The sequence below is a fragment of the Streptomyces sp. NPDC059917 genome (assembly GCF_042730635.1).
Classification (GTDB): domain Bacteria; phylum Actinomycetota; class Actinomycetes; order Streptomycetales; family Streptomycetaceae; genus Streptomyces.
In genome coordinates, this window is the sequence record NZ_JBHWLC010000075.1 from 1 (window position 1) to 10,825 (window position 10,825).

General features: G+C 75.7%; 8 protein-coding genes. All 8 read left to right on the forward strand.

Annotation, left to right across the window (positions count from 1 at the left end):
• The first annotated feature begins 233 nt into the window (after positions 1-233).
• The 8 genes from ACFWAR_RS31630 to ACFWAR_RS31665 all read left to right on the forward strand — a co-directional run bounded on the left by ACFWAR_RS31630 (position 234) and on the right by ACFWAR_RS31665 (position 10,755).
• A complete protein-coding gene (locus ACFWAR_RS31630; RefSeq protein WP_385784575.1) occupies positions 234-2,999 on the forward strand; it encodes a penicillin acylase family protein in 2,766 nt (921 codons plus the stop codon).
• 372 nt (positions 3,000-3,371) lie between these two features.
• Positions 3,372-4,430, forward strand: coding sequence for a ketoacyl-ACP synthase III family protein (locus ACFWAR_RS31635; protein WP_385784578.1), 1,059 nt, complete (start codon positions 3,372-3,374; stop codon positions 4,428-4,430).
• Positions 4,427-6,007, forward strand: coding sequence for an AMP-binding protein (locus ACFWAR_RS31640; RefSeq protein ID WP_385784582.1), 1,581 nt, complete (start codon positions 4,427-4,429; stop codon positions 6,005-6,007). The genes ACFWAR_RS31635 and ACFWAR_RS31640 overlap by 4 nt, the downstream gene beginning before the upstream one ends.
• Positions 5,997-7,391, forward strand: a complete 1,395-nt coding sequence (locus ACFWAR_RS31645) for a type III PLP-dependent enzyme (protein ID WP_385784585.1) — start codon at positions 5,997-5,999, stop codon at positions 7,389-7,391. Before ACFWAR_RS31640 ends, ACFWAR_RS31645 begins: the two co-directional genes overlap by 11 nt.
• Positions 7,392-7,396: 5 nt before the next feature.
• The gene (locus ACFWAR_RS31650) at positions 7,397-7,666 is read left to right on the forward strand and encodes a phosphopantetheine-binding protein (protein ID WP_385784588.1); all 270 of its coding nucleotides are present in this window, start codon (positions 7,397-7,399) and stop codon (positions 7,664-7,666) included.
• A 30-nt stretch (positions 7,667-7,696) separates the two neighbouring features.
• Positions 7,697-8,722: a TauD/TfdA family dioxygenase gene (locus ACFWAR_RS31655; RefSeq protein ID WP_385784620.1), complete on the forward strand. Its 1,026-nt coding sequence runs from the start codon at positions 7,697-7,699 to the stop codon at positions 8,720-8,722.
• Positions 8,723-9,010: 288 nt separating this feature from the next.
• Positions 9,011-10,246, forward strand: a complete 1,236-nt coding sequence (locus ACFWAR_RS31660; protein ID WP_385784590.1) for a hypothetical protein — start codon at positions 9,011-9,013, stop codon at positions 10,244-10,246.
• A 272-nt stretch (positions 10,247-10,518) separates the two neighbouring features.
• Positions 10,519-10,755 carry an MbtH family protein gene (locus ACFWAR_RS31665; protein ID WP_385784593.1) on the forward strand — a complete coding sequence of 79 codons (237 nt, stop codon included), beginning with the start codon at positions 10,519-10,521 and terminating at the stop codon, positions 10,753-10,755.
• Positions 10,756-10,825 lie beyond the last annotated feature (70 nt).

Consider the following 10,825-nt stretch of genomic DNA (forward strand, 5'->3'; position numbering starts at 1 on the left):
GCGCCGCCCCGCGCGGCCCGTGGACCGAAGGCGCGGCCCGGCTGGCCCGCTGAGGCCACCGGCCCGCCCGTCCCTCCCTCCCTCCCCCTCCCTCCCTCTCTCCCTCCCGACCCCGTCCGTCGCCCCACCGCCGTGCGCCGCGCCCGTGGCCCGCGCACGGCGGTGTTCGCCATGGCCGCAGACCCGCGGACCCGCAGACCCGCGGGTCCGCAGAGATAAGGAAGCGCCACCCCATGACAGTCCAGCCCGAAACGGCCGACACCGCCGACACGGCCCCGCCGGACGGCTCCGGTCCGGCCGACGGCCCCGGGGCCGCCGTGACACCGGCCGGCCCCGGGACCCCCGACCAGGACGCCCCGGCCCCCGCGCGTCCCGCCCGCCGCCGTCGGCTGCGGCGGATCCTGCTGCGCACCGCCGTGGCGTTCACCGCGCTGCTGGTGCTGGCGGTCGCCGGTCTGGCCGGGTACGTGCAGTGGACGGTCCAGCGCTCACTGCCCCAGCTCTCCGGCAGCACCAGCGTCCCGGGCCTGGGGGGCGAGGCACGGATCGTGCGCGACGCCTCCGGGATCCCCCAGATCTACGCCGACACCGCGCACGACCTCTTCATGGCCGAGGGCTACGCGCAGGCCCAGGACCGCTTCTGGCAGATGGACACCCAGCGGCACGTCACCGCGGGACGGCTCGCCGAGATGTTCGGCCCGAGCCAGGTGCAGACCGACAAGGTGGCGCGCACCTTCGGCTGGTACCGGGTGGCCGAGCAGGAGGTGGCCATGCTGTCACCGCAGACGCAGGCGTACCTGAAGGCCTTCTCCGACGGGGTGAACGCCTACCTCGCCCAGCACGAGGGGGCCGAGCTGTCGGTCGAGTACCCGGTGCTCGGATTCGTCTCCGGTGACTACCGGCCCGAACCGTGGACCCCGGCCGACTCGGTGTCCTGGCTCAAGACCATGGCCTGGAACCTCAACACCGGCATGATCGACCAGTTCCAGCAGGCGATGCTGGCGGCGAAGCTGCCCGCGGGCACGGCCGAGGACCTCTTCCCGGGCTACGACTACAAGCGCTGGTCGCCGATCGTCCCCGACCGCGCGCCCGCCCCGGCGAACGCTCCCGCTCCCGCCGAGGCACCGGTGACCGCGAGCCCGTCCGCCGCCTCCACCCCGTCCGCCGCCTCCACCCCGTCCGCGGCGCCCGTCGTTCCCGCCGGGGCCTCGACCGCGCTGGCCGACAGCGCCGGGGTGCGCAAGGTGCTGGCCGCCGTCCTCGGCCCGCAGGGCATCGGCATCGGTTCCAACTCCTGGGTGGTGTCCGGCAGTCGCACCACCACCGGCAAGCCGCTGCTGGAGAACGACCCGCACCTGACCCCCTCCCTGCCGGGCATCTGGTACCAGGTCGGCCTGCACTGCAACCGGGTGGGCCCCGAGTGCCCCTACGACGTCACGGGCTTCACCTTCGCGGGGATGCCGGGCGTGGTGATCGGCCACAACGCCGACATCTCCTGGGGCTTCACCGACCTGGGCGCCGCCGACTCGGACCTCTTCGTGGAGAAGGTCAAGGGCTCCAGCTACGAACACCTGGGCGAGCAGAAGCCGTTGGTCGTCCGGCAGGAGCGGATCAAGGTGGCCGGCGCCCCCGCCGTCGACCTGACCGTCCGCTCGACCCTGCACGGCCCGCTGATCTCCGACGTGTTGAAGTCCGCCGACGAAGTGGCCGACGACGGCAAGGAGCCGGACGTACCGCCGCGCGGCCCGCAGGAGGACTACGCGGTCGCGATGCAGTGGACGGCGCTGGACCCGGCCCCCACCATGGACGCCCTCTTCGCCCTGGATCGGGCCAAGAACTGGGACGAGTTCCGCACGGCCGCAGCGGTCTTCGCCTCCCCCGTGCAGAACATGATCTACGCGGACACGGCCGGGAACATCGGCTACCAGACCCCGGGCCGCATACCCGTCCGCAAGGCGGGCGACAGCCGCCACCCGGTACCGGGCTGGACCGGGGCCTACGACTGGACCGGCTACCTGCCCTTCGACCAGCTGCCCACCAGCTTCAATCCGCCCGAGGGCTACATCGTCACCGCCAACAACGCGGTGGTCGGGCCCGGTTACCCGCACCTGATCGGCAGCAGCTGGGGCACCGGCTACCGCAGCCAGCGGATCGCCCAGCTGATCGAGCAGGGCGGCAAGCTGGACGTCGCGGCCATGGAGCGGATCACCCAGGACAGCTGGAACGGCAACGCCGCCACCCTGGTGCCGCGGCTGCTCCAGGCCCAGGTGGGCGCGGACGCCAAGCCCGCCCAGGACCTGCTGCGCGGCTGGGACTTCTCCCAGGGCGCCGACTCGGCGCCGGCCGCCTACTTCAACGCGGTCTGGCGCGAGCTGTTGAAGAGCGCCTTCACCGACCGGCTCGCCGCGGCCGGGGTCAAGGGCTATGCCTACCCGGACGGCGGCGGTCGCTGGTTCGACGTGGTGCGCGGCCTGCTGGAGCGGCCCGACAGTATCTGGTGGACCAGCGCCACCGACCCCGCCGTGCACGGCCGGGACGCCATGCTGGGCAAGGCGATGGAGGAGGCCGCCAAGGAGCTGCGGGGGCGGCTCGGCGCCGATCCGAACAAGTGGAAGTGGGGCGACCTGCACACCCTGACGCTGGAGAACCCGACCCTGGGCGCCGGCGGTCCGGCGCCGCTGCAGTGGCTCCTGAACGCCGACCCGGTCGGCGTGGGCGGCGGCACCGACTCGGTGCTCGCCAACGGATGGGACCCGCAGAAGGGCTTCGAGGTGATCTGGGTGCCGTCGATGCGGATGGTGGTGGACCTCGCGGACTTCGAGCGCTCCCGCTGGATCAACCTGACCGGCGCGTCGGGCCACGCCGGTGCGGACACCTACACCGACCAGATCGGCCCGTGGGCCGAGGGCCGCAGCCTGCCCTGGCCGTACGGAGCGGCGGCCGTGGACGCGGCGGCGCGCGACCGCCTGCGCCTCACCCCCGCGGTCGCCCCCTCGTAGGGCGCCGGGATTCAGTGGGGCTTCAGTAACGAACCAGCAGGGCTTTCGTCGGACTCCGGTCCGGCACACGCGGGCCGTCGGCGGTGTCACCGTCGACGGCCCGTCGTGCGTCAGGGGCCCGTCAGCGCGCGACCGGCGCCGCGCGGGCACCCCGTCACCCCCTCGCCCGTGGCCGGTCAGCGCGAGGTCGGCGCCCGAGCAGTGCGGGGCGAGCCGGTGGCCAGTGCGCGGCCAGTGCGCGGCCAGTGCGCGGTCAGGACGACACCGACCGGGCCGTCAGTGCGGGGCAACCGCGCGGCAGGCGGCGGACGGAAGCATCGGGACCGACAGTCGCCCCGGGCGCCCTGCCGCGGGGCCGGAGATCGGAGAGACATGCGCTGGGAGCAGGTGTACCTGGCAGGCACGGGTGTCTGGCTGGCCGACCGCACGAACGCCGCAGAGGCGGTCGCGACGGGCGCGTACGACGCCGCGGAACACGCCGTGAACCAGATCCACTCGGTCAGCTCGGCCGTGGCCGACGGGCCGGACGACCTGTCGGCACCGGAAATGGCCGTCCGCGCGGCCCGCACCGCGCTGCGCCGCTCCGGCCCGGCCGCGGAGCGGGTCGCCGCCGTGTTCCACAGCTACCTGTGGTTCCAAGGAGCGGAGTTGTGGCCGTCCGCGGCCTACGTCGCGCAGCACGCGGTCGGGTCGGCGGTGCCCGCCTTCGACCTCTTGCAGCAGTGCAACGCGGGCCTGGCCGGGCTGGAGCTGGCCGCCCGCCAGCTGTGTTCGCGCCCGGTCGGCGAGGACGAAGCCGTGCTGCTGACCACGGCCGACCGCTTCGCGCCCCCGGCCTTCGACCGGTGGCGGGCCGAACGGGGCATGGTCTACGGCGACGGCGGCACCGCCCTGGTGCTGACCTCCTCGCCCGAAGCGGCGACCGCCCGCCTGCTGGCCACCGCGACCCGGGTGGACAACTCGCTGGAGGGCCTGGCCCGGGGCGCCGGGTTCCGGTCCGGGCCGCAGGACGAGCCCAGGCCGGTCGACCTGGGGGCGCGGGCCGAGGAGTACTTCCGCGCGCACCGCAACATGCGGGCGGCGACGCTGCGCACCGCCGAGGTGGCGGCGGACTCGATCCGGGCCGCGCTGGCCGATGCCGACACGCCGATGGAGCGGATCGACCGGGTGGTGCTCAACGCCACCGGACACCAGCGCCTGACCTGGCAGTTGGAACACCAACTGGGCATCGAGGAGAAGTACTCCAACTGGGAGTTCTGCCGCGAGGTCGGCCACCTGGGCGCGGGCGACCACTTCGCCGGACTGAACGAACTGCTGGAGACCGGCGAAGTCGGCGCGGGCGACCGCGTGTTGCTGGTCGGCGGCGGCACCGGCTACAGCTGCACCAGCGCGGTCGTCGAGATCACCGACCCCTCGGGCTGGTCCGCATGAGCGCCACCGCCCTCGGGACGCGCGCCGACGCCGACGCCGACGCGCCCGCCCCCGCCCGCGACCCCGACGACGGCACGCTCGTCGTCGACCTGCTCGACGCCGCGGCGGCCGCCCGGCCCGCCGCGCCCGCTGTCCGCGACGCCTCCGGTGCCTGGAGCTACGCCGAACTGGCCGCGGCCAGCCGCACGGTGGCCGCCCGGCTGCGCGACGGGGCCGGTGTCGTGCCCGGCGACCGGGTGGTCCTGCGGCTCGGCAACCGGCGGGAGTTCGTCGCGCTGTACTACGGCGTCCTGCGCGCCGGAGCCGTCGCGGTGCCGCTGAACCCGGAGCTCAAGGCCTTCGTGCTGAGCGGGGTGCTGACGGACGCGGCTCCCGCGGTGGTCGTGCTCGACCCGGCCGAGACCGAGCCGGTCCGCGCGGCGGTCGCCGCCTGCGGCGCCCGTACGGCCACGCCCGACGAACTCCTGCGGGGCCCCGTCCCGGACGCGGCGCCCGGGGCCGGGGCGGAGCGCGCGCCCGGCGCCCGGCCACCGGTCCACGCGATCGCCCAGCTGATCTACACCTCCGGCAGCACCTCCGCGCCCAAGGGCGTGGTCTGCACCCACCGCCAAGTGGTCTTCGCCGCCCGCGCGATCGCCCGCCGACTCGACTACGGGCCGCGGGACGTCGTGCTCGCCGCGCTGCCGCTCTCCTTCGACTACGGGCTCTACCAGCTCCTGCTCGCCGCGATCGGCGGCTCCGAGGTGGTGCTGGCGGACGCCGGCGCGCCGGTCCGCGTGCTGACGCTGCTGCGTGCGCATCGGGCCACCGTGGTGCCGGTGGTGCCCTCGCTCGCCGAGATGCTGTGCCGCCTCGCGGCCCGCGGGGCGCCGCCGGAGCACGTCCGCCTGTTCACGAACACCGGCGCCGCACTGCCCGGTTCCACCATCGAGGCGCTGCGCTCCGGCTTCCCGGGCGCGGGCGTGGTGGCGATGTACGGCATCACCGAGTGCAAGCGGGTCACCATCGCGGAACCGGACGTCGACCGCGAACGCCCCGGTTCGGTGGGCCTGCCCCTGGACGGCACCACGGTCGAGGTGCTCGACGGGCGGGGCCGACCCCTCCCGCCGGGCGAGGTCGGCGAGATCGTCGTCGGCGGCCCGCACGTGATGAGCGGCTACTGGAACGCGCCCGGCCCGACCGCCGCCCGCTACCGCCCGGACCCGCGCACCGGGCGGACCCGGCTGCACACCGGTGACCACGGCCGACTGGACGCGGACGGTCACCTCTACATCAGCGGACGCGTCGACGACCAGTTCAAGAGGCGCGGCGTGCGCATGAGCACCACGGAGATCGAGGCGGCCGCGCTGGACGTGCCGGGCGTACGGGCCGCCGCCGCGCTGCCGCCCCGGGACGGGCTCGACCTGCGCCTGGTCGTCACCGGTGCGGACGGGCTCACCGCGCGCCGGGTGATCGAGGGGCTCGAAGAACGGCTGGAGGCGGCGAAGGTGCCCGCCGAGTGCCGGATCGTCGCCCGGATGCCCCTCACCCCCAACGGCAAGACCGACCGGAAGGCGCTGGAGAGCGATGCGCACTGACCCACCCACCACCACCCCGCCCCGCGCAGAGGACCTGCTGGCCGCCGAGCTGGCGCTGCGCTACGGCAGCCCGCTGTACGTGTACGACCTGACCCGGGTCGAGCGGGCCGCGGCGGACCTGCGCGCCGCCCTGCCCGAGCGCTCCCACCTGTACTACTCCCTCAAGGCGAACCCGCACCCCGAGCTGGTCCGCACCCTGCGACTGGCCGGCTGCCGCCCGGAGATCTGCTCCACCGGCGAACTCGCCGCGGCCCTGACCGCGGGATTCGACGCGGTCGACTGCCTCTACGGCGGCCCCGGCAAGACCGCCGCGGAGCTGGGCGAGGCCCTGGCCGCGGGAGTGCGCACCTTCTCCGTCGAGTCGCCCGCCGACCTGCGCCGGGTCGGGGCCGCCGCCCGCGCCCGGGGCGTGACGGCGCGCTGCCTGCTGCGCGTCAACGGCGCGGGCGCGGGCGCGGGCGTCGGCCTGCGGATGACCGGCGGCGCCTCGCAGTTCGGCCACGACATCGCGGACGGCCTGCCCGACATCGCCGAACTCGACGTCCCGGGAACCGAGTTGTGGGGGCTGCACTTCTTCCCGCTGACCAATGCCGTCGATCCGCAGGGGCTGCTCGCGGAGGCCGTCGCCTCGATCCGCACCGCCGCTGCGCTGGAGGCCCACTGGGGCCGTCCGCTGCGGATGCTCGACCTCGGCGGCGGCTTCGCCTGCCCGTACGCGGCGCCGGGCGAACGACCGCTCTACGACGTGCTGCGCGCACCGCTGGAGGCCGCGCTGGACGAGCACCTGCCCGGTTGGCGGGGGCGGTTGGAGCTGGCCTTCGAGTCCGGCCGCTACCTCGTCGGCGACAGCGGACGACTGGTCTGCACCGTCACCGAGGTCAAGGAGAGCCGCGGCACCACCTACGGCGTGCTGGACAGCGGGATCAACCACCTGGGCGGGCTCTCGGGGGTGGGCCGACTGCCCTCGCTGCGCGCCGAACCGCTGCACCTCACCGACGCCGACCCGGACGCCGACCCGGACGCCGAACCGGCGGCGAGCGGCCCCGCGACCCGCCGGGTGGCCCTGGTGGGCCCGCTGTGCACCCCCGCCGACGTGATCAGCCGGGCCACGGAGGCCGTCGTGCCGCGGCCCGGCGCGCTGCTGGCCGTGCCGAACGTCGGGGCGTACGGCGCCACCGCGAGCCTGCTCGGCTTCCTCGGCCGCCCGGCCCCGGCGGAGATCACCGTCCGGGACGGCCGCGTGGTCAGCGCCGACCGGCTGGCCCTGACCCGCCGGCCGCTGACCGAACTCGACCGACCCGACCCGGACCGGCCCGACCACCACCGGCCCGACCACCACCACGACGACCGACGCGACCTCGTCGGTCGGACCACAAGGAGCTGAACGACATGACCTCACGACCCCGTTGGGACGACCGGTACGAGGACGTCCTGGCCGAGCTGCTGCCGCGGCTCGCCGAGGAGCGCCCGCTGGCCGCCGAGGCCGGGCTGCGCGGCGCCGGGCTGGACTCGATGGCCATCGTCGAGCTGCTGGTGCGGCTGGAGGAGGCCTACCAGGTGGCCATCCCGGACGAGGAGTTGGGCCCCGAGGCCTTCGAGACCGTCGGCAGCCTGTGGGAGGTCGTCTCCGGGCGACTGGACCCGGCCGTACCGCGCTGACCGGCACGCACACCACCGCTGAGAGAAAGGCTGGCATCCGTGCCGGTATCACTGGACATCGAAATATCAGCACCGGACCTGGTGCTCACCGGGGCCGAGACGGCCGCCACCGCACGGGTCGCCGCCCTGCTCCGCGACCGGCCGGAAGGCACCCTGGTCGACGACCCCGCCTGGGTGGACTCGGCCCGTGACCACTGGGAGGAACTGCCGACCCGGCTGCGCCGGGCCCTGCGGGCCTTCCGCCGGGCGCCCGGACCCGGCGGCGCCCTGCTCGTGCGCGGCCTGCCGGTCGCCGGGTCCGAGCTCGGCGACACACCGCTGAGCGACGGCTCGGTGCAGCGCGGCGCGACCGTACCGGCGTCGGTGCTGATGCTCGTCGCCTGCGGGCTCGGCGACCCCGCCGCCTTCCGGCCCGAGAAGACCGGCGCGCTCGTGCAGGACGTCGTCCCGGTGCCGGGGCGCGAGGAGTTCCAGGGCAACGCGGGCTCGGTGCTGCTCACCTTCCACAACGAGAACGCCTTCCACCCGCACCGGCCGGACTTCGTCATGCTGCTGTGCCTGCGCGCGGACCCGGAGGGGCTGGCCGGACTGCGGACCTCCTGCGTGCGCGAGGTGCTGCCGCTGCTGGACGCGCAGACCCGCTCGGCGCTGCACCGGCCGGAGTTCCGCACCGCGCCGCCGCCGTCCTTCGGCGCCGGCCAGGGCCCCGCCGCACCGCACGCGGTGCTCACCGGGGCGTACGAGGATCCGGACCTGCGCGTGGACATGGCGGCCACCGAACCGCTCACCGAACGGGCGGCGGCCGCGCTGGCCGAGCTCCAGCTCCTCTTCGAATGCACCGCCAGGACCGTCCGCCTGGAGCCCGGTGACCTCGCCGTCGTCGACAACCGGATCACCGTGCACGGGCGCACCGCGTTCAGCCCGCGCTTCGACGGCACCGACCGCTGGTTGCAGCGCACCTTCGTCCTCGCGGACCTGCGCCGCTCGCGCGCCCACCGGGCGGGCGACGGCTACGTGCTGGCCGACCCGACCGGGCACGCCGCGCACCCCGCCTGATCCACCACCTCCGCAGCCTGGCCGGGGCGGCCCTTCCTGGGCCCCGGCCGGGCTGCGCCGTCACGCCCGCGTGTCGGCGCACCGCCCTTCGCCGGTCCGCCGCCACACCTGCGCGCCCGTACGCCCGTACGCCCGTACGCCGTTGCGCCCGGGCGCCCGCATGCCCTCGCGCCCGTACGGCGATGCCGTGCGCGGCGCCCCCCGCGACCACCGGCAGGCCGCTGCCCCGCAGCCGCCGCCGCCCACCGGGCCGTTCCCGGCCCGGCCGTCCACCGATCGGAGCCACCCGTGACCACCGCCCTCTCCCCGGCCCCCGCCGCCGGGGCCGTCCCCACCGCTCCCGCCACCGCCCCGGCCCTCGAACCGGCCGTGGACCCGACCCGGGCGCCCGGCGTCGGCGGCCCCAGCCTGGCCGCCGCCCGGCCGGACCCGGCCGATCTGGACCCGCACCGCGCGCTGCGCGCGCTCGCGCACTGGCGGGCCGACGGCCGGGACGCCGCCCGCTTCCCCTACCGCGCGGTGCTCGGCCACTACCGGACCGTCGGCAAGAACGAGGTCGGGGCGGAGCTGCTGGACGCCCTGCGCGCCGTCGTACCCGCGGCGGCGGGCGGGGCCGCCGCGCGGCTGCTCGCGGACTGGCTGCCGCAGGTGGTGGACGGTGCGCGGGGCGACTACGACAGCTACCTCGGCACCCCCGTCTACGCCTCGCTGGCCGCGTCGGACTCCGGGGCCGGCGCCCGCACGCGGCAGGTGATCACCGCCCTGCTGGCCGACGTGGTCGCCGTCGAGGCCGCCACGCTGGTCGGGGCCCCGGCCGGGCGGGCCCGTACCCGGGCGGCCCTGCGCGCCCTGACGGCCGCGGCCGGGCTCCCGACCGGCGGCGCGGACGCCGCCGGGCCGCAGGCGGCGCCGGAGGATCCGGCCGAGCTGGTCCGGGCCTGCGCGGACGCGGTCGCGGCGGCGCGGGACACGGTGGCGGCCGACGTGCTGCGGGCGGTGGAACTGACGCTGACCCCGACCACCCGCTGCCACGACGAGCAGATGTTCATCCGGATCATCCAGGTCTTCGAGGCGGTCTTCGCGGCCGTCGCCCGGTCCATAGGGGCCGCCACCGACGCGGTGGCCACCGGCCGGGCCGACCTGGCCCGGGAACTGCTGGCGGACGCGACCCGGCAGGTCGCCGGGACCTCCGCGGTGTTCCGCGTGCTGACCTCCATGCCCAAGGACGCCTTCGCGGTGATCCGCGCCAACACCGACGGCCGCAGCGCGGTGCAGTCCACCGCCTACCGGACCGTCGAGCGGTCCTCGCCGCAGCTGCACCGCGCCCTGCTGCGCGGCCCGCTCGCGGAGGGCGAACTGCGTTCCAGCATGCGGGAGTTGGACGACTCCTGGGGGGCGATGAAGCGGACCCACTGGGGCATCACGATGAAGGTGATCGGCCAGGTGCGCGGGACCGGCGGCACCGCCGGAGCCTCCTACCTCCGCGACGCGGCCGAGGCCCGGCTGTTCCCCGCCCTCACGTGAGCCGCGCGGCTTTCAGCCGGCGTTCAGTGAGCCGTCAGGAAGCCGCCGGGCACGGGTCACCGCGCCGCCGGGCGGGCTCCGGCCGGGCGCCGGACCGGCGCCCGGGAGCCGCCGGAAGAACGTCCGCGCCCGGCCAGGGCGGGCCCAGATCCCGATCAGGGCCGGACGACAGCATCGAAGACAGAACGACCGGCCCCGTACGGCCGGTACCGCACCGGGCGGCCGCACGAGCCCACCGGCACCCACCCACCCAGCGAAATCGGAGCGCAGTGATGAGCAGCGAGGACAGCACCGTCTACCAGGTCGTCGTCAACGACGAGGAGCAGTACTCGATCTGGCCGGCCGACCGCGAACTGCCGGCCGGATGGCGCGGCGAGGGCCCGCAGGGCGAGAAGGCCGTGTGCCTGGCCCACATCGACGAGGTGTGGACCGACATGCGGCCGCTGAGCCTGCGCGTGGCCATGGAGCGGCAGGCCGCCGAGGCCGCCGCACCGGCCACCGCGGGCTGAGCACGGGCTGAGCACGAGCGCCCGAGGGCGCACGGTCGCCGACGGCGGCAGCAGGAACAGGGCATCGGAC